Origin of the sequence: Nocardioides sp. GCM10027114 (assembly GCF_042659625.1) — a bacterium.
Classification (GTDB): Bacteria; Actinomycetota; Actinomycetes; order Propionibacteriales; family Nocardioidaceae; genus Nocardioides.
The window spans coordinates 173,789-197,286 of the sequence record NZ_JBHSSS010000023.1; the positions used below are offsets into that span (position 1 = coordinate 173,789).

Consider the following 23,498-nt stretch of genomic DNA (forward strand, 5'->3'; position numbering starts at 1 on the left):
GGTGGCGCCGCAGGACGTGACCGGGTACGTCGCCGGGTACGTCGCGGACTTCCTCGTCCATGTCGACTGGGTCCACTTCTGGACGATCCCTGTCTTCACGGGCGTCATCGGCTGGCTCATCAACTGGTCGGGCCTGGTGATGCTCTTCCGGCCCGTGGAGTTCCGCGGCGTCCGGGTCCCCGGCATGCGGGAGCTCGCCTGGGTGCTGCCTCGCCGGGCGCAGGAGGTGCCCGGGATCCTGCAGGGCGGCGTCGGCTGGCAGGGGATCATCCCCGCCCGCGCCGCCAAGATGGGGAGCATCGCGGTCGACAAGGCGATCGCCAAGCTCGGCACGCCGGGGGAGTTCTACCAGCAGCTCGAGCCCGACCAGATCGCCGAGCACATCGTGACCGTGTTCCGGCCCGAGATCCCCGCGCTGGTCGACGAGGTGATGCGCAAGGACCACCCGCGGCTGTGGCGGGACCTGCCGCGGCCGGTGCGCACGGCCGTGGTCGAGCGGGTCCAGGCGCAGCTGCCTGCGGTGGCCGGGCGGGTCACCGACGAGATCGGCGAGCACATCGACCAGCTGCTCGACCCCAAGCTGATGGTCATCGACCACTTCCGGGCCAACCCGTCGCTGGTGGTGCGGATCTTCCGCGACTTCGGCCAGCGCGAGCTCGACCTGATGGTCACCTTCGGTTTCGTCTTCGGCTTCCTGCTCGGCGTCCCGGTGGCGGTGATCGACCACGCCGTGGGCCAGTGGTGGCTGCTGCCGATCCTCGGCGTCGTCGTCGGCTGGGCGACGAACGCCCTCGGCATGTGGCTGATCTTCGAGCCGCCGGAGCCGCGGCGGATCCTCGGCATCCGGGTCCACGGGCTCTTCCCGCGTCGCCAGGAGGAGGCGGCCGAGGTCTACGCCCGCATCATCGCCGACGACGTCATCACCCTCGAGCGCATCGGCGAGTTCCTCCTCGAGGGGCCGCGGGGTGACCGGACCCGGGCGCTGCTCGCGGCCGCCCTCCGGCCGGCCATCGACAAGGCCGCGGGCCCGGCGCGCGCCGCCGTCCGCGTCGCTGTCGGGCCCGACCGGTTCGACGCCATCCGCGACTCGGTCGCCCGGGAGGCGGTCGGTCTCACCGCCGCCCCCTTCATCGATCCCGTCTTCAGTCGCCGACAGGCGGAGCGGATCCGCACCCTCGTGGCGACCCGGACCAAGCAGCTGCCGCCGCGCGACTTCGTGGAGATGATGCGGTCGGCCATCAAGGAGGACGAGTGGATGCTCTACGCCCACGGCGCCGTCATGGGGCTCGGCGGCGGGTTCCTGCACCTGTGGCTGTTCGGGGTCGGGGGGTGACCGCGTGGTGACCGCCCCTCACGACCGGCCTCAGGAACCGCCGCAGGAGCCGCGCCGGGCAAGGCGCGGGGAGCCGGCCGTGGGTCCGGCCGACCCCTACGAGGACCGGCCCGCCGTCGACGCGCTGCCCGGCCTGGCCCGGGTCGCCGCCTCGGCGGCGTGGCACACCACCGAGTGGGGCGTGCGGACCTGGGCCCGCGCCGGCCGCCGCGTGGCGCGCGCGGTGGCAGACCCGGACGAGGCCGCTGCGCTCGCCAGGGAGGCGACCGGCGCGGCGTCGGTGATCGGCGAGCTGGCCCGCTCCGTCAGCGCGGGCGTCCCGGTGTCCAAGGCGCTGGTGGACGCGGGTGAGTCACTCGCGGGGCTGGCGGATCCCCCGGCCGAGGAGCAGGGGAGGGCGAACGGGCGGGTCCGCCGGGTTCCCGACCCGCCGACCCTGCGGGAGCGGGGCGCGGCGCTGCTCGAGCGCTCCCGCGACGTGCGCGACGACGGCATCACCCACCCGGCGTACGAACGGATCCTCGACGAGCTGGCTCCCGACGAGGCGCGGATCCTGCTGCTCCTGCTGCAGGGCGGGCCGCAGCCCAGCGTCGACGTCCGCACCGGCGGCCCGGTCGGCATGGTCAGCAGCCAGCTGATCGCGCCCGGGCTCACGATGATCGGGGCGCGCGCGGGCTGCCGGCACCTCGACCACGTCCCGGCGTACCTCAACAACCTGTTCCGGCTCGGGCTGGTGTGGTTCAGCCGCGAGCCGCTTCGGGACCCGATGGACTACCAGGTCCTCGAGGCGCAGCCCGACGTGCTGGCCGCCGTCCACTCCGTCACCTTCGCGAAGGTGGTGCGACGCAGCATCCACCTGACGCCGTTCGGCGAGGACTTCTGCCGGACGTGCCTCGTCGGCCAGGAGGAAGGGACGGCGAGCTACCCGGTGCACGCCGTGCCGCCCGAGAACGACGGCGGCTCCGGGCGGGGCGCGGGTCAGCAGCCCATGGCCGGCCGGTGAGGCTCGTCAGTCGTTCCGGTAGTCCTGGCGAAGCGGGTAGGGGCGCACCATCTTCATCCGGCCGGACTCCGCGACCCGGTGCAGGTGCTGGGCGATGCTCCTCACCGAGACGCCCTTGACGATGTAGCTGGTCGCGCCGGCCTCGATCGTGGCCTCGACCATGTAGGAGTTCTCCATCGACGAGCAGGCCACGATCTTCGTGTCGGGGGCCCGCTCCAGGATCTGCGGCATCAGGTCGAGCCCGGTGACGTCGGGCATGTGCAGGTCCAGCAGCACGATGTCGGGGTGCGGCTCGTGCTCGACCAGCGCCAGCGCGGTCTCCGCGGAGCCGGTCGCCCCCACCACGTCGAAGCCCTCGCGCTCGAGCGCGGTCTGCAGCAGCGCCCGCAGGTCCTCCTCGTCGTCGACGACGAGCACGCGGACGGGGGCCTTGGCCTCGGCTGCGGGCGGTGCCTCGGGCTCCGGCTCGGGCTTGGTGCGGCGGAAGAGGGGCATGGCGTGTCCTGACGTGACGTCCCGGGGGCTGGACGGTGGAGGTGCTGCTTTTCCGCCATCCTAGGGACCTCGCGGGGCGGGGTCGGGCGCCACGCGGAAAAATCCGAAGTTGAGTGGAACAGACTCAACTTTGGGAACGTTGACGACAGTGACGAGCACGCAGGATGCTCCAGTCCGGGTCAGCTGAGGAGACGCCATCCATGAGCCAGTTCGGTGCCGAGAAGTTCACCACCCGCAGCCGCGAGGCGATCGAGGCCGCGCAGCTCGCCGCGACCACCGCCGGCAACACCAACACCGAGCCCGTCCACCTCCTCCTCGCCCTGCTCGAGCAGCGGGAGGGCACCGCACGCACCCTGGTCACGAAGGCCGGCGTCGACGCCGACGCCCTCACCGCGGCTGCCCGCCGAGCCCAGGAGTCGCTGCCCCGCGCCAGCGGCGCCACGGTGCAGCAGCCCGGCGCGTCCGGGGCGCTCACGCGGGTCCTGGCCGGGGCGCTCGACCTCGCCGCCTCCCTCAAGGACGACTTCGTCGCGACCGAGCACCTCCTCATCGCGATCGCCGGGACCGAGAGCGCGGCCCAGAAGCTGCTCACCGACGCCGGGCTGACCGAGGCCGGGCTGCGCGAGGGCCTGACCGCCGTGCGCGGCAACCGCCGGGTCACCAGCCCCGACGCCGAGTCGACGTACGAGGCGCTGGAGAAGTACTCCGTCGACCTCACCGCCGCCGCCGAGGAGGGCCGGCTCGACCCGGTGATCGGCCGGGACGCCGAGATCCGCCGCGTCGTGCAGGTCCTGTCCCGCCGCACCAAGAACAACCCAGTGCTCATCGGCGAGCCCGGCGTCGGCAAGACGGCCGTCGTGGAGGGCCTCGCCCAGCGCGTCGTCGCCGGCGACGTCCCCGACTCCCTCAAGGGCCGCCGCGTGCTGAGTCTCGACCTGGCCGCGATGGTGGCCGGCGCGAAGTACCGCGGCGAGTTCGAGGAGCGGCTCAAGGCCGTCCTCGAGGAGATCAAGGACGCCGGCGGCCAGGTGATCACCTTCATCGACGAGCTCCACACGGTCGTCGGCGCCGGCGCCGGCGGCGACTCCGCCATGGACGCCGGCAACATGCTCAAGCCGATGCTGGCGCGCGGCGAGCTGCACATGATCGGCGCCACGACCCTCGACGAGTACCGCGAGCGGATCGAGAAGGACCCCGCACTCGAGCGCCGCTTCCAGCAGGTCTTCGTGGGCGAGCCCAGCGTCGAGGACACCATCCAGATCCTCCGCGGCATCCAGGAGAAGTACGAGGCCCACCACGGCGTGCGGATCACCGACGCCGCCCTGGTCGCCGCCGCGACCCTCTCCGACCGCTACATCACCGGCCGGCAGCTCCCCGACAAGGCCATCGACCTCGTCGACGAGGCCGCCTCCCGGCTGCGGATGGAGATCGAGTCCTCGCCCGAGGAGGTCGACCAGCTCCGGCGTCTCGTGGACCGCCTCAAGATGGAGGAGTTCGCGCTCGAGAAGGAGTCCGACGACGCCTCCGTCGAGCGGCTCGCCGCGCTCCGCGCCGACCTCGCCGACAAGGAGGAGGAGCTGCGCGGCCTCGAGGCCCGCTGGGAGCAGGAGAAGTCGACGCTCGAGGGCGAGGGTGAGCTGCGCCGCCAGCTCGACCAGCTCCGCATCGAGGCCGAGCGACTGCAGCGCGAGGGGGAGCTCGGCCGAGCGAGCGAGATCCTCTACGGTCGCATCCCCGCGCTGGAGAAGCAGATCGAGGCCGCCACCGCCGCCGAGCGTGCCGAGGCCGACGAGGCCGAGCGGCTCGTCTCCGAGGAGGTCGGCCCCGAGCAGGTCGCCGAGGTCGTCGAGGCGTGGACCGGGATCCCCACCGGCAGGATGCTGCAGGGGGAGACCGCCAAGCTGCTCGAGATGGAGTCCGTCCTCGGTGAGCGCCTCGTCGGGCAGCGGGCGGCCGTCGAGGCCGTGAGCGACGCCGTACGCCGCTCGCGCGCCGGCATCAGCGACCCGAATCGCCCGACCGGCTCCTTCCTCTTCCTCGGTCCCACCGGCGTCGGCAAGACCGAGCTGGCCAAGGCCCTGGCCGACTTCCTCTTCGACGACGAGCGGGCGATCGTCCGCATCGACATGAGCGAGTACTCCGAGAAGCACGCCGTGGCCCGACTCGTCGGCGCCCCTCCCGGCTACGTCGGCTACGAGGAGGGCGGCCAGCTCACCGAGGCCGTCCGGCGCCGCCCCTACTCGGTCGTGCTGCTCGACGAGGTGGAGAAGGCCCACCCCGAGGTCTTCGACATCCTGCTGCAGGTGCTCGACGACGGCCGGCTCACCGACGGCCAGGGCCGCACGGTCGACTTCCGCAACACGCTGCTGATCCTCACCAGCAACCTCGGCTCCGGCTTCCTGGTCGACCCGACCCTCGACCCGGAGAAGAAGCGTGAGTCGGTGATGGCGGCCGTGCGGCAGGCGTTCAAGCCGGAGTTCCTCAACCGGCTCGACGAGACGGTGGTCTTCGAGACGCTCTCCCGCGAGGACCTCGCCCACATCGTCGACCTCCAGCTCGCGCTCCTCGAGAAGCGGCTGGCGGTTCGCCGGATCGGGGTCGACGTCACCGACGCCGCCCGGACCTGGCTCGCCGACGCCGGCTTCGACCCGGCGTACGGCGCACGGCCGCTCCGGCGGCTCATCCAGAGCGCCATCGGCGACCCGCTCGCGAAGATGCTGATCGGCGGTGAGATCGGCGACGGCGGCAAGGTCACGGTCGACCGGGCCGGGGACGAGGGGCAGGCCGGACTGACCCTCACCCCTGCGTGATGGAATTGAGGCATGGCTGAGCCCTCCTCCCAGACCCGCCCGCGCCAGGTGACGATGGCGGGCTGGCTGATCATGGTCGGCTCCGCCCTGCTCGTCGTCACCGTCTTCGAGCGGATCGGGACGCTGCGCGACCTCGAGACCCGCGAGTCGATCGACGAGTTCCTCTCGACGCCCCCGGGCAACGGGCTGGGTCTCGACGTGCCCGCCGCGCAGCAGCTGCTCGAGATGGTCTCGATGGTCGCGGCCGGGTGCGCCGCGGCCGCCGGCATCCTCGGCTTCCACGTGCTGCGCCGCCACCGCGGCGCCCGGCTGGCGCTGACCCTCGTCGCGATCCCGCTGTTCCTGAGCGGGCTGCTGGTCGGCGGCTTCCTGTCGTCGCTGGTGGCCGCGTCCGCCGTGCTGCTCTGGCTCGAGCCGGCCCGCGCCTGGTTCGACGGCCGCCCGCCGCGGACCCCGGAGTCGCTGCGCGAGCGCGGTGCCTGGGGACCGGTGCCCGACCGGGACACCGAACGGGACACCGAACGGGACTCAGAACGGGACTCAGAACGGGACACAGAACGGGAGCGCAGGCCGGCGGGCCCGGACAGGCCGGACACCCCCGACGTCCCCGAGGCGCCGCAGGTGACGCCGGGGTCCGGGCCGCGGCCCCACCAGGGCTTCGGCCAGCCTCCCGCGGCCACCCCGTGGGGTGCGGCCCCCGGCCAGCAGCCGTCACCGTGGGCCACGGCCGCCCCGGGCGCGCCGCAGCCGTACCTCGGGTCGGCGCCGCCCGTTCGGCCCGCGCGCCGGCCTGGCGCGGTGGTGGCGGCCTGCGTCGTGACCTGGGTGTTCTCCGGGCTGGTGTCCCTGCTCATGGTGACCAGCGCGCTGGCGCTGCTGGCCGCCCCCGACCTCGTCCTCGAGGAGCTGCGCCGCCAGGACCCCGCCCTGCTGGAGACCGGGGTGGGCGAGCGGGCGCTGCAGGTCGCCACCTGGATCACCGCGGCCGTCACCGTGGTCTGGTCGGCCGGGGCATCGGTGCTGGCGTTCCTCGTGCTGCGCGGCCGCCCGTCGTGGGCACGGCCGGCGCTGGCGGGATCGGCCGCGGCTGCCGGGGTCGTCTGCCTGCTTGCCTCCCTGGGGTCGGTGGTGATGGTGGTCCCGCTCGTGGCTTGCGCCGCCACCCTCACCCTCCTGCTGCGGCCCGACGTGCGCGACTGGTGCCGCCGTTCCTGACCCGGGTTCTTGGGTGGTCCGTGGTGCAATGCAGTCATGAGCGACTCCCACAACTCCGGTGACGGCGCGGGCCACGACGGCCCGCCGCAGCCCCAGGACCCCTACGGCCAGCCGTCCCAGCCCCAGCAGGGGGACTACGGCCAGCCCTACGGCCAGCAGGGGTACGGACAACCGGCGTACGGCCAGCCCGCGTACGGCGCCCCGGCGGGCGATCCGGACAAGCGTCCGGGCACCGTCACGGCGGCTTCGGTCATCACCCTCGTCTTCAGCGGCCTGGCCGCACTCCTGTTCGGTGTCATGGTCATCGGCCTGCTGGCCGCCCGTGACACGGTCCTGGAGCAGATCGAGGACCAGGCGGCGTTCGACGGCACGGCCGTCAACGCCGACGACGCCTACGCCTTCCTGCTCGTCCTGTTCGCCGTGTTCCTGGTGTGGTGCCTGATCGCCTGCGTGCTGGCCGTGATGGTGCTGCGCCGCTCGAACGCCGCGCGGATCGTCCTCGTCGTCTCCTCCGCGATCACCGCGCTGTTCAGCCTGGTGAGCATCACCAGCGGCCTCTCTGCCATCACGCTCATCGCGGCCGTCGCCGTGATCGCGCTGCTCTTCTCCGGGGGCGCCGGGGAGTGGTTCAAGCGCACCCGCGCCCCGGGCGCCCTCTACTGACGAGTCGTGCCGACGGACGGACGGGTGGTTCGGGGTTGCCCGGGCCGCCCGTCCGCGTCCGTGGTCGAATGACGCCCATGAGCGACCAGCACGGCCAGCAGCCCGACCAGCAGCACGACCGGCAGCCCGACCCCCAGGCCCCGCCGTACCCGTCGCCTTACGGGCAGCCGCCGTACGGCCAGCAGCCCTACGGCCAGCAGCCCCACGGGCAGCAGTACGGCCAGCAGCCCTACGGCCAGCAGTACCCGCAGCAGCCGTACGGCTACGGCTACCCCGGCGCGCCGGTGCGTGACCCCGAGGCCCGGCCCGGCACGGTGCTCGCGGCTGGGATCGTCACCATCGTGACCTCGTCGCTGGCGCTGCTGGCGTCCGGATTCATCGTGCTCGTCATGCTCGTCGCCCGGCAGGACTTCGAGGCGGGCTTCCGTGAGGGCGCCGGGCTGGACCCGATGACGGGCATGGGTGACCTGTTCGGTGTCGTGCTCGTCGTCGGCCTGGTGCTCGTGGTCTGGTGCCTCGCGGCGATCGTGCTGGCGGTGCTGGCCATGCGCCGCTCCAACGCGGCCCGCATCACGCTCGTCGTCTCGTCGGGCATGACCGTGCTGGTGAGCCTGCTGAGCATCACCGGCATCGTGCCGGTGTTCAGCCTCCTCGCGGCGATCGCGGTGATCGTGCTGCTGTTCACCGGCGGCGCCAACGAGTGGTACCGCCGCGACAGCGCTCCCTCCGAGGTCGCTGCCGCCTCGCAGTACTGACGCGCCGGGACCTGCGGGCTCAGGCCCGCAGGTCGGCGGCGGCGAGACGCCGGAGCCCGTCCTCGATGAGGTCGGGCTCCTTGCAGAACGCCCAGCGGACGAGGTGTCGGCCGGCGTCGGCGTCGTCGTGGAAGCCCTGGGTCGGGATCGCCACGACGCCGGCGCGCTCGGGCAGGGCGCGGCAGAAGGCCAGGCCGTCCTCCCAGCCGAGGTGGCCCACGTCGGTGAGGGCGAAGTAGGTGCCCTCCGGCAGGCGCGCGTCGAGGCCCACCTCGGCCAGCCCGGCGCACAGCAGGTCCCGCCGCTGCTGGAGGCTGGCCCGCAGCCGGGCGGGGAAGTCCGGCTCCTCGTCGAGGGCGTGGGCGATCGCGGGCTGCAGAGGCGACCCGGAGGTGAAGGTGAGCCACTGCTTCGCGGCCAGCACCGCCTGCACCAGATGGGCCGGGCCGGTGGCCCAGCCGACCTTCCAGCCGGTGAAGGAGTACGACTTGCCGGCGCTGGAGAGGGTCAGCGTCCGCTCCGCCATGCCGGGCAGCGTGGCCAGCGGCACGTGCTCGTGGTCGTCGAAGACGAGGTGCTCGTAGACCTCGTCGGTGATCACCACGAGGTCGTGCTCGAGCGCGACGTCCGCGACCGCCTGCAGCTCCTCGCGGTTGAGGACGGTGCCCGTCGGGTTGTGCGGCGAGTTGAGCAGCACGAACCGGGTCCGCGGCCCCACGGCGGCGCGCAGCGCGTCGGGGTCGAGCCGGAAGTGGGGGGCGCGCAGGGTGACCGGACGGCGTACGCCGCCGGCCATCTGGATCATCGCGGTGTAGGAGTCGTAGTAGGGCTCGAGCACCACCACCTCGTCGCCCTCGTCGACCAGCCCCAGCATCGCGGCGGCGATGCCCTCGGTGCAGCCGGTGGTGACGACCACCTCGGAGTCGGGGTCGAGGTCGAGGCCGTAGTGGCGCTTCTGGTGCCGCGCGACCGCCTCGCGCAGGGCCGGCACACCGGTGCCGGGGGCGTACTGGTTGGCGCCGGACTCGAGCGCCTCGACCGCGCGGGCGATCACCGACGGCGGGCCGTCGACGTCGGGGAAGCCCTGACCGAGGTTCACTGCCCCGGTGCGCATGGCGAGGGCGGACATCTGGGTGAAGATCGTCGGCGGGATTCCCTGGAGTCGTCGCGCGAGCATGCCCCTGAGGCTAACCGGGGCGGTGTGCGGTTGGATGGGGGTCGTGACCGACCTGCTCGCCACCGACCCCGACCTCGCCCGCGACATCGACGGCTGCTGCCGGCTGACCGGGGAGTTCGTGCTCCGCTCGGGACAGACCGCGACGGAGTACTTCGACAAGTACCTCTTCGAGTCCGACCCCACCCTGCTCGGCCGGGTCGCGCGGCTCATGGTGCAGCTGCTGCCGCACGACACCGAGCTCCTCGGTGGGCTCGAGCTCGGCGGCATCCCGATTGCCACGACCGTCAGCGGCCTCACCGGCCACCCGGCGCTGTTCGTCCGCAAGCAGGCGAAGACCTACGGCACCTGCAAGCTGGCCGAGGGCCCCGACGTGGCCGGGAAGCGGGTCACCCTCATCGAGGACGTGATCACCACCGGTGGCGCGGTCCGCGACGCCACGCGCGCACTGCGCGAGGCGGGCGCGACCGTCGAGGTCGTGGTCTGCGCGATCGACCGCAGCCCCGAGGGTGAGAACCCGCTCGCAGACGTCGGCCTCGAGGTGCGCCCGGTTCTCACCAAGGCGATTCTGGACGCCGCCCGCGGCTGATGCGCTGGCTGCCGCCCGCGGGTCAGTGGTCCCGGGTGGTGTCCTGGCCCATGATGTCGTAGTCGGGGACGCCGTCGCCGTCGTGGTCCTCCGCCGCCTCGCTGGCCGTGCGACGGTGGCGCCACCACTCCCACACGATCGGGAGCAGCGAGAAGGCGATGATCGCCAGGATCGCCTTGTCGATGTTCTCGCCCAGCGTGGGGAAGGCCTGGCCGAGGAAGTAGCCGAGCAGGGTGATGCTCAGGACCCAGAGGATCGCGCCGACGAGGCTCCACGTGAAGAACCGGCGGCGGCTCATCAGGGTCACGCCGGCCACCACCGTGATGTAGGTGCGGACGAACGGCACGAAGCGCCCGATCACCAGTGCCTTGCTGCCGTGCCGGTCGAAGAACGCGGTGGTCTGGTCGAAGTACTTGCGCTTGAGGATCCGGCCGTTCCGGTCGTAGAGCGGTGGGCCGATCGCCCGCCCGATCTCGTATCCGGCCACGTTGCCGAGGAAGCCCGCGACGGTGAACAGCACCAGCGCCACCGTGAGCTCGACCCCGGGCCCGCCGGGGAACACGTCGACGCGCTCGGCGGCGATGAAGAGCCCCATCGCGAAGAGCAGGGTGTCACCGGGCAGGAACGGGAAGAACAGGCCGCACTCGACGAAGATGATGAGCAGGCTCAGCCAGAACAACTCGCTGCCGAACTGGTCGAGCAGCCAGTTGGGGTCCATCCAGTCCATGCCGAGGAGGTACGGGGTGATCCCGGCGAGTGCGCCCACCCGGCCACCCTAACCGCCGCTCCCCACGGGTCCGGAGGCGGCGAGGGGTAGCCTCCCCGCCGTGGGCGAGGAGGACGGCGAGCAGGAGCGTCGGGCGCCGTACGACCCGATGCCCCACGGGCAGCCGGAGGTCGGGGTCGGGCCGTGGGAGGGGCCGTGGCCCGACGGGCCGCAGTACGACCCCGCGCTGCTCGAGCACGGCGACCGCCGCAACGTCGTCGACCGCTACCGCTACTGGTCGGTCGAGGCGATCCGGGCCGACCTGGACACCCGCCGCCACGACTTCCACGTGGCGATCGAGAACTGGCAGCACGACTTCAACATCGGCACCATCGTCCGCTCCGCCAACGCGTTCCTCGCCGCCGAGGTCCACATCGTCGGCAACCGCCGGTGGAACCGGCGCGGCGCGATGGTCACGGACCGCTACCAGCACCTGCGCCACCACCCCGACGTCGAGTCGCTGGCCGCCTACCTGCACGAGAGGGACGTGACGCTGCTCGGCATCGACAACCTGCCGGGCTCGCTCCACCTCGAGACGATGACCGTGCCCCGGCGGGTCTGCTTCCTCTTCGGCCAGGAGGGGCCGGGGCTCTCCGAGGCGGCGCGGGAGGCCTGCGACGGCACCTTCTCCATCGCGCAGTTCGGCTCCACGCGGTCCATCAACGCCAGCGCGGCCGCGGCCATCGCGATGCACGCCTGGGTGCGGGAGTACGCCGACCTGTCCGGCGAGGACGCCTGGCGGGGCTAGCCGTGTGGGCCGTCCCGGTGGCGGCTGTCGGTGCGGTGGTCGAGGATGGCGGCACGCCACCGCCTCACGAGGGGAGCCGTCACATGGCCGAGGTCCTGCTGTTCCACCACGCGCTCGGGCTCACGCCCGGAGTCGTGGAGCTCGCCGAGCGGATGAGGGCCGCCGGCCACACCGTGCACACGCCCGACCTGTACGACGGCCACGTGTTCGACGACCTCGAGGCGGGGGTCGGGTACGCCCGGGAGGTCGGCTTCGAAGAGGTGCGGGCCCGGGGCCTCGCGGCCGCGGAGGGGCTGCCCGACGGCTTGGTCTACGCGGGGATCTCACTCGGGGTGGTGCCGGCCCAGCAGCTGGCCCAGACCCGGCCAGGTGCGGCCGGTGCCCTGCTCCTCGAGGCTTGCCTGCCGGCCACCGAGCTCGCCGACGGCTGGCCGGACGGTGTCCCGGTGCAGGTGCACGGGATGGACGCCGACCCGTTCTTCGCCGAGGAGGGCGATCTGGACGCGGCCCGCGCGCTGGCGGCCGCGGCGCCGGACGCCGAGGTGTTCACCTACCCCGGCGACCGGCACCTGTTCGTCGACCCCGGCCTGCCGTCGTTCGACCCGGAGGCGGCCGCACTGCTCGGCGAGCGGGTGCTCGCCTTCCTCGACCGGGTCGGGGCTACGGAGTCCTGACCACGGCGCCCCGGAGCCGCTCGAGACCGCGGGCGTTGTGGCTCTTGACCGTGCCCTGCGAGATGCCGAGCTCGGCAGCCGTCTCGGCTACCGACAGGTCCAGCCAGTGCCGCAGCACCACGACCTTGCGCTGCATCTCCGGGAGTACCTGGAGCGCGTCGAACAGCGCGGAGCGCTCCTCCACGGGCCGGTCCTCGCGGGCCGGTGTCTCGACGCCCTCGAGCCCGGACCGCTCGCGTCGCCAGGGGCGCCGGGTCTCGTCGATGCGCGCCCGCACGATGATCTGCCGGACGTAGGCCTCTTCCCGGCCCCGCTCCCTGATCCTCGGCCAGGCGACGTACAGCTTGGTCAGCGCCGTCTGCAGCAGGTCGTCCGCCAGGTGCCAGTCCCCGCAGAGGGCGAAGGCAACCCGACGCAGGTGCGCCTGCCTCGCCTCGACGAACGCCGTGAACTCGGTGTCCCGGGCCTCCCGGGCGACGCGACTCATCGCAGTCCCTCGCCGGACGAGTACTGCGACCGCGCGTAGGTCAGCAATTGCTCGAAGGTGGCCCCCACGGTGTCGGCAGGAGGCGCGGTGATCACGTCGAGCCGGCCGTCGAGGACCCGCCAGACCACGAAGTAGCTGACGTCGTCACCGGCAACGGTCACGACCGCCGCCCCGGTCGGCGTCCCGGCCGGGGCGAACGAGTCCCCGAGCCGCGGGTCGTCGGTCCGATCGACGACGTTGGTGCCGCGGGTCGGCACGACCCGACCCGTGTCGTCGAGGCGGAGGGTCTCCGGCCAACCCTCCTTGCCGCCGGTCATCAGGTACGCCTGCTCGGCGACGTAGGTCCGGAAGTCGGTCGACTCCCCGCCCGGAACGGTGCTCTGGTAGCCGAAGGAGTTGCCGTCCCTCTCCACGCCGCCGATCAGCCAGTGGCGTTGCCCCTGCCAGGTCAGGTCGAGCGCGACGGATTTGCGCGGTGCTGCGTACCCGTAGGGGTTGTCGACCCGGTCGTGGACGACCACGCCCTCGCGGATCTCCAGCTCCCCGTCGACGTACCGGACCAGGGTGCCGTCCTCCCAGTCCGAGGCCTCCGGGGTGGTGGGGGACGGGTCGACCGCGATCGGGGCGCTCCGGTGCTGCGGGTCGGAGCCGGCCGCCGACCAGCCCACCCCCAGGGCCGCCACGATCCCGACCGCCGCCAGTGCGGCGGCTGCACGGCGGCGTCGCAGCGCCCTGCGGCCGGCCACCAACCGCTGCTCAGCCGGTACGAGGGGCGGACCGTGCCCGATTGCCCGTTCCAGCTCGTCGTGCAGGTCCAGCTCCATGCCCCCGCCTCCCGTTCGTCGGACCCTGTCACAGCTGAGACGGGAGGCGGGGGTCGGAAGGTTGTCAGGGGAGCAGGGTTCTCCCGCCGACCTGCCCGGAGGCAGTCAGCAGTCCCTGCAGACGCTCGAGGCCGCGGGAGCTGTGGCTCTTCACGGTTCCCTGGGAGATGCCGAGGTCCGCAGCGGCCTCGGCGACCGACAGTCCCAGCCAGTGCCGCATCACCACGACCTTGCGCTGCATCTCCGGCAGCGCCTGCAGCGCGTCGAAGAGCGCGGACCGCTCCTCGACGGGCATCTCCTCGCGGGCGGGGGCGTCGACCCCGTCGAGGCCCGACCGCTCGCGGCGCCACGGACGGCGGGCCTCGTCGATGCGCGCCCGCACGATGATCTGCCGGACGTAGGCCTCCTCCCGACCGTCGCGCCGGACCCGGGGCCAGGCGACGTACAGCTTCGTCAGCGCGGTCTGCAGCAGGTCCTCGGCCTGGTGCCAGTCACCGCAGACGGCGTAGGCGATCCGGCGCAGGTGGGTGCGCCGCGCGACCACGAACTCGGTGAACGCCTCGTCGCGCTCGGTCGCCCTCATCGCTCCGCCACCTGACGGTTGCCGGCGACGCTGTCTGCGAGCCACTCCTCGAAGCCGGCGAACCGACCACCGGGCTCCCCGACGACGAGGCCGCCGCCGAGCAGCTCGCCCTCCTCGTCCCGCTCGACCATCACCATGGCCCAGCTGACCTCGCCGCGGTGCTCGAGCACGAGGGCGAGCGACTGGTCGGGCCCGGCGTACTCCATCGGGTTCTCGACACGCTCGACCACCGTGACGCCCGGGCGCAGCGCCAGCTCGCCGTCGTTCGTGACCGCGGCCGGCCCCTCGTGGGGTGAGAAGTCGTAGTCGTCGGCAGTGGTGATCGGCTCGGAAGCACGCGGTCCCGGTGCCGTCCCGGTGCCGCCCCCGCCCTCGGCCTGCTCCTCCCGGAGCCGCTCGAGCGTGGCGCGGACCTCGTCGCGCGGCGGGAACAGCTCCTCCCGGGCCACCACGAGGAACTCCTCGATGGTGGCGGGGCTGCCGGCGACCGAGGCGGCCACCGGGGTGTAGGTGTCGGGCTCGTCGTCGAAGTTCCTGGCCAGGACGAACCACACGTCGCCCTTCCACTCCAGCTGGGCGACGCTGACCGGGTCGTCCGACTGGTCCCAGTCCTCGGGCAGCCCGGCCGGCGACGCCTCCTGGTCGAGGATCCGGACGCCCTTCCCGGCCGGCTCGAGCGCCCCCTCGCCGTCGAATGCCACGAGCGAGAGCGTCGGTCGCCCCTGCTGCAGCGCGACCTGGTCGGCGAGCCAGAGGTCGAACGTCGGGAGCTGCTGCGCTGCGTAGTCGACGGTGCCCATCGCGCTGTCCCGGTCCGCCTGGAGCAGCGCCCACAGGCTGAACCCGTCTCCCTCGAGGACCAGCCCCACCGACGTCCCGTCATGGGAGGAGGCGAGTGGATCGTCGACGCGGCGGGAGATCGTGAGCCCCTCGGGGATGGTCAGCCGGCCCGTGGGGTCGAGCGCGATGTCCTCGTCCGGGAAGCGGATGTCCAGGGGGACGTCGTCGGGCTCCAGAGTCTCTTGCTGGGCCACCGGCGGAGCGCCCTGCACCTCGACGTCGGGCGCCAGGTACGCGGCGCCGGTCCCGATGATCGCCACCGCTGCCAGGGTCCCGGCGCCCCTGGTCAGCCGCCGGCGCCGCAGCGCCCGGCGCCCGGCCGCCAGCGGCTGCTCGACCGGTACGTGCGGCGGTCCGCCGCCGATCGCCCGTTCGAAGTCCTGCCTGAGGCCCTGCTCCACGTCCATGTCCCCCGCCTCCCTGCTCTCCGAGACTGTCATCTCGGATACGGGAGACGGGGGACAGGGGTTGTCAGCAGGGCATCACTTCTTGTGCTTCTTCTTGCCCTTCTTGTTCTTCTTCTTGCCGTCGCTCCACTCGTTGCGGCACTGCTTGAGGTTCACCTGGACCTCCTGGCCGCGGTCGATGAAGAGCTGCTCGGTCTGCAGGACCTTGCCGCCCGGCTTCTCGCAGGTGAGCGTGTACAGCTCGCGCTTGCCCTCGGTGCGCTCGGTCCGTGCGGCGTAGAGCCCGGTGGTGAGGGTGTAGTCCGGCGTCACCGAGGCGTAGTTGATCACGCGGAGCACGTAGTCGCCGGCGGTCGCGTTGGGGACGTCGGCCTGCTCCTTCTCGCCCGGCATGTTGCCCGAGCCGCCCACGTTCTCGAGGGTCCCGTCGGCCTTCCTGCGGTAGATCTCGAGGTCGAGGTCGTCCGGCGTCGACCAGTCCAGCGTGGTCCGCCACATGTCGGCGTCCTGGCCGATGGTGAACTCGTGGTCGACGTGGTCGGTCGGGGTGATGGCGCCGCCCTCGAAGACCTGCTCGCGGTAGGGCTTCTCGTTCAGCACCTGGTAGGTGCGCGACTGCACGACCGGTCGGGTGGACGGGTTCACGAGCCAGCTGAACCTGCCGCTCGCCTCGATGGCGGTGTCGACGCCGTCCTCGATGAAGCCCTCCCACGTCGGCGTCTGGAAGGTCTTCTGGAGCCTCAGCACCGCACCCTTCGGGGCCTTGCCGGTCACCGTGCCGCTGTAGCGCTCGTCGACCGCGTGCTCGAGGGCGATCAGGTAGGCCTCGCGGTTGCCGCGACCCTCGTACTCACCGGCGCCGAGGTACTCGTCGATGACATGGGGGAACGGCGGGTGGAACTCGTCGGGGCCGATCTCGAAGGTGTAGCCGAAGCCACCGGTGGCGTTGTAGGACCAGTCCTCGGTGGTGCCGGTGGTGTCGTAGAGCTGCCAGCCGTGGATGTTCTGGTAGCCGTTCTGGGCCGTCATCCGGGCGCCGACCTCCTTCAGCGCCTCCTCGTCCGGGGCGTCACCGACCGGCTTCCCGTCGGGGCCGATGGTGGACGGGTTCACGCCGTTCGGGCGGAGCACCAGGTTGGAGAACGTGTGGTTGGAGATCAGCATCGTGACCTGGCGGCTCTTCACGAACTCGCGGATGTTCTGCGTCTCCGGCTCCGAGAACGCCTCGGGGCCGCGGTACGTCGGGTCCACGCGGCCGGTCTCGACCTCGCCGGCGTCGGGGTCGGAGCCGGACGCACCCGGGCCGCCCCAGAGCCCGCCGTAGTTGCGGTTCAGGTCGACGCCGAGGCCGAACCCGCCGTTGCTGTTGAGGGTCGCGGCGCACGAGCCGTCGGGGGTGTCCTGGCCGTCGACGAGGCGGCAGTTCTTGCGCTTGTAGGCCTGGCCCGGCGTGGCGAGGATGCTGGTCTGCCCTCCGAGCGGGTCGTAGGCGTTGGCCTCGCGGAGGTCGACGTACTCGCCGTCGGTGCGCGAGAGGTGGAAGCCGTCGGGGTTCACGACCGGCACCACCACGACGCGCGCCTGCTCGAGCAGGCCGGTGATCCGCTCGTCCTTGCCGAAGTTGCGGACCAGGTCGTGGGCGAACTCCATGGCCAGCTCGCCGGAGGGCCACTCGCGCGCGTGGTGGAGGCCCATCAGCAGGAACGTGGGCTGCCCCTCGAGCGGCTCGGCGACCTGGGCGCCGATCTCGATCGCGTTGACGGTGCGGCCGTCGAGGGTCTGGTGGGGCAGCTCGAAGCTCTTCACGAGGTCGGGGTTCGCCTCGGCGAGCTGAGCCATCTCGGTGTTGTAGTCGGCGAGCGTGCGGTAGGACGTGCGGCCCGACGGCAGCGGCGACACGGCGACCGAGGCGGCGTACGCCTCGTTGATCTCGGCGATCTCGATGCCCCGGGCGATCAGGTCGGGGATCTCGACGTCGTACTCGAATCCGGCCGCGGTGAGGCGGCTCAGGTCCTCGCGGGTGTGCAGCACGACCTCGATGTAGTCGTGGCCGGCGTGCTCGGTCAGGTCGAGGCCGAGCGTCTGCAGCCGTTCCTTGTCGGCGCGCAGCGGGGTGTCGACCGTGACCAGCTGCGGCGCGAAGAAGTCCGACTTCGCGACGGCGGTGCCGGAGGACGCGGGCAGGGCCAGGGCGCCGGCTGCGAGGGCGGTGGCGGTGAGCGCGCCGGTGAGCACAGCGCGGGTGGGGCGTCGGGACGCCTTGCGGAACAGCGAGCGGGACATGGGGCTCCTCGGGGGTTAGCGGGGGTCCGCCTTCCCCGAGGTCAACGCCGATCGCCGCGACGGGTCACGCTCAGGCGCGCAGGTCCGCCAGCAGGCGGCGGTGGGTGAGCTCCACGACGGCCTCCCGCGCGGGGATGTCGGCCAGCAGGTACGCGGTTCCGAGCAGGCCGTGGGGCTCCAGCTCGACGGTCTGGACCAGTCGGGTCCGGCCGTGCGCCTCCGGGGGCCCGGCGGCGTTCTCGACGGCCCCGTCGACGGCCTCCTCGACAGCCTGTGCGGTGGTGAGCAGCCGGACCGTCCCCGGCGCCCGGACCTGCGCCTCGAGGAGCAGCAGCCGGCGGGGGCCGTCGTGCTCGGCACGGGTCACCCGCCAGAACCCCGCGAGGTCGCCGTGGCGCAGCAGCGGGGTGCCCGGCGGCTGCCAGCGCCGACCCGGCCCGCCGACCACCCGGTCGACCGCGCCGCGGAACACGAAGGGCAACGCGTCGACGTACCACTGGCGGCCGGCCCAGCCGGACGCCACGACGTCCCAGACCTCGTCGAGGGACCGGTCGAGGACGGAGGTGCGGTGGGATTCGCGCAGGTCGGGTCGGGTCAGCACGAGTCCGAGGCTAGTGCCGCCCGGTTCACCGCGCCGGGGACTGGCACTAGTGTGAGGACGGTCCGTCGCCGGTTCGAGGAGTCACCCCGCATGCCCATTGCCACCCCCGAGGTCTACGCCGCGATGCTCGACGCGGCCAAGGAAAAGGCCTTCGCCTTCCCCGCCATCAACGTCTCGTCGTCGCAGACGCTCAACGCGGCCCTCAAGGGCTTCGCGGACGCCGGCTCCGACGGCATCATCCAGATCTCCACCGGCGGGGCGGAGTACCTCTCCGGCCCCACCGTCAAGAACATGGTGACCGGCTCGGTCGCGTTCGCGGCGTACGCCCACGAGGTCGCCAAGAACTACCCGGTCAACATCGCGCTGCACACCGACCACTGCCCCAAGGACAAGCTCGACGGCTTCGTCCGGCCGTTGCTCGACATCTCCGCCGAGCGGGTCGCCCGCGGCGACGCGCCGCTCTTCCAGTCGCACATGTGGGACGGCTCCGCGGTGCCGCTCGACGAGAACCTGAAGATCGCGGAGGAGCTGCTCGCCAAGTGCGCCGCGGCCAAGATCGTCCTCGAGATCGAGGTCGGCGTGGTCGGCGGCGAGGAGGACGGCATCGTCGGCGAGATCAACGAGAAGCTCTACACGACGCCCGAGGACGCGCTGGCCACGGTCGATGCCCTCGGCATCGGTGAGAAGGGGCGCTACATGACGGCGCTGACCTTCGGCAACGTCCACGGCTCCTACAAGCCCGGCTACGTCAAGCTCCGTCCCGAGATCCTCAAGGCCGCCCAGGAGGCCGTGGTCGACAAGCTCGGCCTCGACGCCGGGTCCAAGCCGTTCGACCTCGTGTTCCACGGGGGCTCGGGCTCGACCGCCGAGGAGATCGGCGCGGCCGTCGACTTCGGCGTGGTGAAGATGAACGTCGACACCGACACCCAGTACGCCTTCACCCGGCCCGTCGCCGCCCACATGTTCAGCAACTACGACGGCGTACTGAAGGTCGACGGAGAGGTCGGCAGCAAGAAGGCCTACGACCCGCGCTCGTGGGGCAAGGCCGCCGAGGCCGGCATGGCCGAGCGCATCGTCGAGGCCTGCGAGAACCTCCGCTCTACGGGCCACTCGCTCGGTTCCTGAGCGGCTGCTGCTTCACCACGGTATGTGGCTGAACCTGCACCTACCGGGGTGCATGCACCTCGGGAAGCGCGGGTTCGCCCACATACCGTGGTGAAGCCGCGAACAGGCTGACGTCAGCCGATCAGCGCGTCGTACGCCGCGGGGCTGGAGTCGCGCAGGAACGTCGAGCAGCGCTCCCACTCGTCGGTCTCGTCGATCGCCTTGGCCGCCGTCGCGAGCGTCGCGAGGCAGCGGAGGAAGCCGCGGTTGGGCTCGTGCTCCCACGGCACCGGGCCGTGGCCCTTCCAGCCGTTGCGGCGCAGCATGTCGAGGCTGCGGTGGTAGCCGACGCGGGCGTAGGCGTAGACGGTGACGTCGTCGGCGTCGGCGTCGCGGGCCTGTTCGGCCAGGGCCGCCCAGGCGAACGGGGACGCGGGGTGCCGGCGCACCACGTCGACGGGGGCGGCGCCCCCGTCGAGCTCGGTGGCGGCCGGGTCGGCGGGCAGGTGCGTGGGCGGGGGACCCGCCATCAGGTCGACGTGGCTCATGCCGCCATTCTCGCGGGTGCCGGACGTGGACCTCGCGGCGCCCGGCCATCGGCGACAAATCGGTCGCGGGCGCCGCCGACGTCGTGCTGCGATGAGTTCTGCGCCGGACGGTGGTCGACCCGGGCAGGAGGCCACCAGGCGATCTCGGGCCGCGTCGTTCCGGGCCGGGTCCAGCCGCATCACCGAGGAGCATGCCGATGCCCGAGCACACCACCACGCAAGGCGCCCTCGCCGTGCCCGCCGCGGGCGCAGACCCCGCGGACGCCGTCGCGCCGTACGCCGTGCTCCGCTGGCTCGTGCTGGCCACTTTCGTCGTGATCCTGAACGAGACGGTCATGATGAACGCGATCCCGCGCCTCATGCAGGAGCTCGACGTCACGGCGCGGAGTGCGCAGTGGCTCTCGACGTCGTTCATGCTGACCATGGCGGTGGTGATCCCGGTGACCGGTTGGTTCCTCCAGCGGGTCACGACCCGGCAGGCCTTCGGCACCGCGATGGCGGTGTTCCTCGCGGGAACCCTGCTCTGCGCGGTGGCGCCGTTCTTCTGGCTGCTGGTGGCGGGCCGCGTGGTGCAGGCTGCCGGCACCGCGGTCATGCTGCCGCTGCTCATGACCACCCTGATGACGATCGTCCCCGAGCGCGACCGGGGCCGCGTCATGGGCAACGTCACCCTCGCCATCTCGGTCGCCCCGGCGCTCGGCCCCGCGGTCTCCGGCGTGGTGCTGCAGGTCGCCTCGTGGCGCTGGCTGTTCGGGTTCGTGCTGCCGGTGGCCGGGGTGGTCGCCGTGCTGGCGCTGCGTCGCCTCACCGATGTGGGCGAGGCCCGTGCGGCTCGTCTCGACGTCCCCAGCGTTGCGCTGGCGGCCCTCGGCTTCGGCACCCTCGTCTACGGCCTGAGCCGGGTCGGTGCCGCCGGCAGCACGGGTCTGCCCGCGTCGGCGCTGGTCGCCGCAGGCCTGGCCGTGGTCGTGGTCTTCGTGCTGCGGCAGCGGCTCCTGCAGCGCCGGGACATGCCGTTGCTCGACCTCCGCGTCCTGCACCACCGGACGTACGCCGTCGGCGTCACCGTCCAGTCCGTCTCGTTCCTGGCGATGATGGGCGCGATGATCCTGCTGCCGCTCTACCTGCAGGACCTGCGCGGCCTCACGCCCCTCGAGACCGGGCTGCTGCTGGCGCCCGGTGGCCTCGCGATGGGTCTGCTCGGTCCGCGGGTGGGTCGCGCGTACGACCGCGTCGGCGCCCGGCCGCTGGTCGTGCCGGCCGCGATCGCGATCGTGGTGGGCCTCGCCGTGCTCGGCCGGGTCGACGAGACCACGCCGTACGCCCTGGTGCTCGGGGCGCACAGCGTCCTGATGATCGGGCTCGCCGCGCTGTTCACACCGGTGTTCACCCTCAGCCTCGGCGCGCTGCCGGCCCACCTGTACTCGCACGGCTCCTCGCTGCTCGGCACCAGCCAGCAGGTCGCCGCGGCCATCGGCACCGCCGTCGCGGTCACCGTGCTGAGCTCGCGCTCGAACGACTTGCTCGACAGCGGGTCGACGCCCTCGGCGGCCTTCGCTGGCGGGGTGCAGTGGGCCTTCGGCGCCGCCGCGGCGATCTCGCTCGTCGTGGTCGGACTCGTCCTGCTGCTGCCCTCGCGGGTGCCCTCGCGGGTGCCCTCGCGGGTGCCCGGCGACGGCGTCAGCGGGTGAGCAGCGCCCGGACCCGCTCCGCGCCCAGCGCGACGATCAGCGTCGGCAGCCGCGGCCCGCGGTCCTTGCTGACCAGCAGGTTGTAGAGCAGCTTGAAGAACGCCTTCTGGTCGGCCTTCACCTCGTCGGTGGGGTCGGCGTCGACGGCGAGGCCGTGGGCCAGCTTCGGGACACCGTAGACGAGCGCGGTGACCGGCTCGAGGTCGAGCTCGGGACCCTGCTCGGCGAGGCCGTCGAGGAGCAGCCGCAGCCACTGCGCCTCGCGCTCGGACAGCGCGGCGAGCCGCTCGGTGTCGGGGATCGCCCGGACGATGGTGCGGTCCTCGGCCGGGACGAACTCCTCGGTCCAGGTCATCGCGCGGCCGAGCCGCGGCTCGAGGTCCGCGACCGAGTCGTGGGCGTGGCCGACGTGGGAGACGATCCGGCTGATCTGCTCCGCCGATCCCGCAGTCACGTCGGCGACGGACGAGAGCACCCGGAACGGGACCACGACCGGGGGTGCGGGCAGCCGGCCGGCGGTCGAGGTCGAGGTCGCGCGCTCATAGGCCAGCACCTGGGCGTCGCGCTTCGCCGGGTCGGCGGCCTTGCGGCCCAGCGCGTCCCACTCGTCGTACAACCGGACGACCTCCGGACCGAACTCGACGTTGAAGGCCTGCTTCGGCTGGCGGCGGACGTAGAGCCACCGCAGGATGGCCGGCTCGAGCACCTTGAGCGCGTCGGTCGCGGTCGGCACGCCGCCCTTCGACGACGACATCTTGGCCATGCCGGCGACGCCGACGAACGAGTAGCCGACGAACGACGGCGCCCGGCCGCCGTAGATCTCCTTCACCAGCTCCTTGCCGACGGTGTACGACGACCCGGGCGTGGCGTGGTCGACGCCTCCGGGCTCGAAGTTGACGCCCTCGAAGGCCCAGCGCATCGGCCAGTCGACCTTCCAGACGAGCTTGCCCTCGTCCTGGGTGGCCAGGTTGGTGACGCCGCTGAAGCCGCACGCCTGGCAGGTGTAGGTCAGGTCGGTCGTGTCGTCGTCCCACGCGGAGATGTGGGTGGTGTCGCGGCCGCACTCGCGGCAGTAGGGCTTGAACGGGAACCGCTCGAGGCCCGCGCCGGCGCCGAGGTCGGCGTCGTCGTCAGCGCCGGCGACGGAGTCGGCGAGCTCGGCTGTCTCCTCCTCGGAGGCGGGATCGGGGGAGGCGACCTTGGTGCGGTAGCGGCCCAGCACACGCTCGATGTCGTCGCGGCGGCGCACCGCGGTGAGGATCTGCTCGCGGTAGGTGCCCGCGCGGTACATCTCGGTCTGGCTGACTTCGTCCATCTCGCAGCCCATCTGCGCCAGCGCCTCCTGCAGCGGCGCCTTGAAGTGGCTGGCCCACGAGTCGTGGCACTCCCACGGGTCCGGCACGGCGGAGAGCGGGCGCCCGATGTGGACGTTCCACGCCTCGTCGACGCCGACGGGGACCTTGCGGAAGCGATCGAAGTCGTCCCAGCTGTGCAGGTGGCGGGTGCGGATGCCGCGGCGGCGGAGCTCCTCGGCCACGAAGTGCACGGTGAGGAACTCGCGCAGGTTGCCCAGGTGGATCGGACCGGACGGGCTGATCCCGGACGCGACGGTGACCGTGGCGCCGGCCGCGAGGGCGTCCTCGCCGCCCGCGTGGCGGATCGCGTCGTCAGCGGCGCGGCTCACCCAGTCGGTGGGCTCACCCTGCTGTCCACCTCGTGGCATGGCTGCGTGCTCCTCCCGTGGCCGGTCGTGGGACGCGGAAACGCTACCCGAGCCCGCCGCTGCGGCAGGAAACGAGGAGAGGCGCCGGATTCGTCCTTGACGACTCCAGCGCCTCTCCTGTGCGTCGGCCGTACGACTCCATCCCCCGATGTGGGTCGGCCGGCGGAGGCCGGGGATGCCTG

Annotated in this window: 22 protein-coding genes; 11 read left to right on the forward strand and 11 right to left on the reverse strand. The window is 72.5% G+C overall.

The window, feature by feature from the left end:
• Position 1: 1 nt before the first annotated feature.
• Entirely contained in the window at positions 2-1,333 is a 1,332-nt protein-coding gene (locus ACFP2E_RS12110) for a hypothetical protein (protein ID WP_378522767.1), read from the forward strand.
• 79 nt (positions 1,334-1,412) lie between these two features.
• Positions 1,413-2,336 carry an Abi-alpha family protein gene (locus ACFP2E_RS12115; RefSeq protein WP_378522766.1) on the forward strand — a complete coding sequence of 308 codons (924 nt, stop codon included), beginning with the start codon at positions 1,413-1,415 and terminating at the stop codon, positions 2,334-2,336.
• A 6-nt stretch (positions 2,337-2,342) separates the two neighbouring features.
• On the opposite strand, the gene ACFP2E_RS12120 is transcribed toward ACFP2E_RS12115, so the two are convergent.
• Positions 2,343-2,831, reverse strand: coding sequence for a response regulator (locus ACFP2E_RS12120; RefSeq protein ID WP_378522765.1), 489 nt, complete (start codon positions 2,829-2,831; stop codon positions 2,343-2,345).
• Between the two features lie 200 nt (positions 2,832-3,031).
• Between ACFP2E_RS12120 and clpB the strand changes: the two genes are divergently transcribed.
• The 4 genes from clpB (at position 3,032) to ACFP2E_RS12140 (ending at position 8,274) form a co-directional block, all read left to right on the forward strand.
• The gene (clpB, locus tag ACFP2E_RS12125) at positions 3,032-5,641 is read left to right on the forward strand and encodes an ATP-dependent chaperone ClpB (protein ID WP_378522764.1); all 2,610 of its coding nucleotides are present in this window, start codon (positions 3,032-3,034) and stop codon (positions 5,639-5,641) included.
• A 12-nt stretch (positions 5,642-5,653) separates the two neighbouring features.
• Complete coding sequence (locus ACFP2E_RS12130) at positions 5,654-6,856, forward strand: hypothetical protein (RefSeq protein ID WP_378522763.1); 1,203 nt, start codon at positions 5,654-5,656, stop codon at positions 6,854-6,856.
• Positions 6,857-6,892: 36 nt separating this feature from the next.
• Entirely contained in the window at positions 6,893-7,519 is a 627-nt protein-coding gene (locus ACFP2E_RS12135; protein WP_378522762.1) for a hypothetical protein, read from the forward strand.
• A gap of 77 nt (positions 7,520-7,596) precedes the next feature.
• Positions 7,597-8,274, forward strand: a complete 678-nt coding sequence (locus ACFP2E_RS12140; protein WP_378522761.1) for a hypothetical protein — start codon at positions 7,597-7,599, stop codon at positions 8,272-8,274.
• Between the two features lie 19 nt (positions 8,275-8,293).
• Here ACFP2E_RS12140 and ACFP2E_RS12145 read toward each other — a convergent pair whose 3' ends face one another.
• The gene (locus ACFP2E_RS12145; protein ID WP_378522760.1) at positions 8,294-9,451 is read right to left on the reverse strand and encodes a pyridoxal phosphate-dependent aminotransferase; all 1,158 of its coding nucleotides are present in this window, start codon (positions 9,449-9,451) and stop codon (positions 8,294-8,296) included.
• A gap of 43 nt (positions 9,452-9,494) precedes the next feature.
• Here ACFP2E_RS12145 and pyrE point away from each other — a divergent pair, with 43 nt between their 5' ends.
• A complete protein-coding gene (gene pyrE / locus ACFP2E_RS12150; protein WP_378522759.1) occupies positions 9,495-10,037 on the forward strand; it encodes an orotate phosphoribosyltransferase in 543 nt (180 codons plus the stop codon).
• 22 nt (positions 10,038-10,059) lie between these two features.
• Here pyrE and ACFP2E_RS12155 read toward each other — a convergent pair whose 3' ends face one another.
• Positions 10,060-10,803 (reverse strand): DedA family protein, encoded by a 744-nt coding sequence (locus ACFP2E_RS12155; RefSeq protein ID WP_378522758.1) that lies wholly within the window; start codon positions 10,801-10,803, stop codon positions 10,060-10,062.
• A gap of 109 nt (positions 10,804-10,912) precedes the next feature.
• On the opposite strand from ACFP2E_RS12155, the gene ACFP2E_RS12160 reads away from it, so the two are divergent.
• Both ACFP2E_RS12160 and ACFP2E_RS12165 read left to right on the forward strand, forming a co-directional pair.
• Positions 10,913-11,551: a TrmH family RNA methyltransferase gene (locus tag ACFP2E_RS12160; protein WP_378522929.1), complete on the forward strand. Its 639-nt coding sequence runs from the start codon at positions 10,913-10,915 to the stop codon at positions 11,549-11,551.
• Positions 11,552-11,634: 83 nt separating this feature from the next.
• The gene (locus ACFP2E_RS12165) at positions 11,635-12,225 is read left to right on the forward strand and encodes a dienelactone hydrolase family protein (RefSeq protein ID WP_378522757.1); all 591 of its coding nucleotides are present in this window, start codon (positions 11,635-11,637) and stop codon (positions 12,223-12,225) included.
• Here ACFP2E_RS12165 and ACFP2E_RS12170 read toward each other — a convergent pair.
• From ACFP2E_RS12170 to ACFP2E_RS12195, 6 genes are all read right to left on the reverse strand, one after another.
• Positions 12,212-12,712 carry a SigE family RNA polymerase sigma factor gene (locus tag ACFP2E_RS12170; RefSeq protein WP_378522756.1) on the reverse strand — a complete coding sequence of 167 codons (501 nt, stop codon included), beginning with the start codon at positions 12,710-12,712 and terminating at the stop codon, positions 12,212-12,214. The two genes, ACFP2E_RS12165 and ACFP2E_RS12170, sit on opposite strands and share 14 nt — an antisense overlap.
• On the reverse strand, positions 12,709-13,536 hold the full coding sequence (locus ACFP2E_RS12175) for a hypothetical protein (protein ID WP_378522755.1): 828 nt from the start codon (positions 13,534-13,536) through the stop codon (positions 12,709-12,711). Before ACFP2E_RS12175 ends, ACFP2E_RS12170 begins: the two co-directional genes overlap by 4 nt.
• 64 nt (positions 13,537-13,600) lie before the next feature.
• Positions 13,601-14,119 (reverse strand): SigE family RNA polymerase sigma factor, encoded by a 519-nt coding sequence (locus tag ACFP2E_RS12180; RefSeq protein ID WP_378522754.1) that lies wholly within the window; start codon positions 14,117-14,119, stop codon positions 13,601-13,603.
• Complete coding sequence (locus tag ACFP2E_RS12185; protein WP_378522753.1) at positions 14,116-15,366, reverse strand: hypothetical protein; 1,251 nt, start codon at positions 15,364-15,366, stop codon at positions 14,116-14,118. The genes ACFP2E_RS12180 and ACFP2E_RS12185 overlap by 4 nt, the downstream gene beginning before the upstream one ends.
• Before the next feature lie 75 nt (positions 15,367-15,441).
• Complete coding sequence (locus tag ACFP2E_RS12190; protein ID WP_378522752.1) at positions 15,442-17,649, reverse strand: M14 family metallopeptidase; 2,208 nt, start codon at positions 17,647-17,649, stop codon at positions 15,442-15,444.
• A gap of 70 nt (positions 17,650-17,719) precedes the next feature.
• Positions 17,720-18,250, reverse strand: a complete 531-nt coding sequence (locus ACFP2E_RS12195; RefSeq protein ID WP_378522751.1) for a DUF2867 domain-containing protein — start codon at positions 18,248-18,250, stop codon at positions 17,720-17,722.
• 90 nt (positions 18,251-18,340) lie between these two features.
• On the opposite strand from ACFP2E_RS12195, the gene fbaA reads away from it, so the two are divergent.
• Positions 18,341-19,375, forward strand: a complete 1,035-nt coding sequence (gene fbaA / locus ACFP2E_RS12200) for a class II fructose-bisphosphate aldolase (protein WP_378522750.1) — start codon at positions 18,341-18,343, stop codon at positions 19,373-19,375.
• 113 nt (positions 19,376-19,488) lie between these two features.
• Here the strand turns inward: fbaA and ACFP2E_RS12205 are convergent, their stop codons facing one another.
• Positions 19,489-19,902, reverse strand: coding sequence for a DUF3151 domain-containing protein (locus tag ACFP2E_RS12205; protein ID WP_378522749.1), 414 nt, complete (start codon positions 19,900-19,902; stop codon positions 19,489-19,491).
• A 197-nt stretch (positions 19,903-20,099) separates the two neighbouring features.
• Here ACFP2E_RS12205 and ACFP2E_RS12210 point away from each other — a divergent pair, with 197 nt between their 5' ends.
• Positions 20,100-21,593, forward strand: a complete 1,494-nt coding sequence (locus ACFP2E_RS12210) for an MDR family MFS transporter (protein ID WP_378522748.1) — start codon at positions 20,100-20,102, stop codon at positions 21,591-21,593.
• Here the strand turns inward: ACFP2E_RS12210 and lysS are convergent.
• Positions 21,583-23,316, reverse strand: a complete 1,734-nt coding sequence (lysS, locus tag ACFP2E_RS12215) for a lysine--tRNA ligase (protein ID WP_378522747.1) — start codon at positions 23,314-23,316, stop codon at positions 21,583-21,585. The two genes, ACFP2E_RS12210 and lysS, sit on opposite strands and share 11 nt — an antisense overlap.
• Between the last annotated feature and the right edge of the window lie 182 nt (positions 23,317-23,498).

Excerpts from the sequence above, each read along its gene's own strand:
- ACFP2E_RS12120 (WP_378522765.1), bottom strand. The coding sequence starts at position 2,831 with ATGCCCCTCTTCCGCCGCACCAAGCCCGAGCCGGAGCCCGAGGCACCG.
- ACFP2E_RS12145 (WP_378522760.1), bottom strand. The coding sequence starts at position 9,451 with ATGCTCGCGCGACGACTCCAGGGAATCCCGCCGACGATCTTCACCCAG.
- ACFP2E_RS12175 (WP_378522755.1), bottom strand. The coding sequence starts at position 13,536 with ATGGAGCTGGACCTGCACGACGAGCTGGAACGGGCAATCGGGCACGGT.
- ACFP2E_RS12140 (WP_378522761.1), top strand. The coding sequence starts at position 7,597 with ATGAGCGACCAGCACGGCCAGCAGCCCGACCAGCAGCACGACCGGCAG.
- fbaA (WP_378522750.1), top strand. The coding sequence starts at position 18,341 with ATGCCCATTGCCACCCCCGAGGTCTACGCCGCGATGCTCGACGCGGCC.
- ACFP2E_RS12170 (WP_378522756.1), bottom strand. The coding sequence starts at position 12,712 with ATGAGTCGCGTCGCCCGGGAGGCCCGGGACACCGAGTTCACGGCGTTC.
- ACFP2E_RS12210 (WP_378522748.1), top strand. The coding sequence starts at position 20,100 with ATGCCCGAGCACACCACCACGCAAGGCGCCCTCGCCGTGCCCGCCGCG.
- ACFP2E_RS12135 (WP_378522762.1), top strand. The coding sequence starts at position 6,893 with ATGAGCGACTCCCACAACTCCGGTGACGGCGCGGGCCACGACGGCCCG.
- ACFP2E_RS12165 (WP_378522757.1), top strand. The coding sequence starts at position 11,635 with ATGGCCGAGGTCCTGCTGTTCCACCACGCGCTCGGGCTCACGCCCGGA.
- ACFP2E_RS12185 (WP_378522753.1), bottom strand. The coding sequence starts at position 15,366 with ATGGACGTGGAGCAGGGCCTCAGGCAGGACTTCGAACGGGCGATCGGC.
- ACFP2E_RS12180 (WP_378522754.1), bottom strand. The coding sequence starts at position 14,119 with ATGAGGGCGACCGAGCGCGACGAGGCGTTCACCGAGTTCGTGGTCGCG.
- ACFP2E_RS12130 (WP_378522763.1), top strand. The coding sequence starts at position 5,654 with ATGGCTGAGCCCTCCTCCCAGACCCGCCCGCGCCAGGTGACGATGGCG.
- lysS (WP_378522747.1), bottom strand. The coding sequence starts at position 23,316 with ATGCCACGAGGTGGACAGCAGGGTGAGCCCACCGACTGGGTGAGCCGC.
- ACFP2E_RS12205 (WP_378522749.1), bottom strand. The coding sequence starts at position 19,902 with ATGAGCCACGTCGACCTGATGGCGGGTCCCCCGCCCACGCACCTGCCC.
- clpB (WP_378522764.1), top strand. The coding sequence starts at position 3,032 with ATGAGCCAGTTCGGTGCCGAGAAGTTCACCACCCGCAGCCGCGAGGCG.
- ACFP2E_RS12190 (WP_378522752.1), bottom strand. The coding sequence starts at position 17,649 with ATGTCCCGCTCGCTGTTCCGCAAGGCGTCCCGACGCCCCACCCGCGCT.
- ACFP2E_RS12160 (WP_378522929.1), top strand. The coding sequence starts at position 10,913 with ATGCCCCACGGGCAGCCGGAGGTCGGGGTCGGGCCGTGGGAGGGGCCG.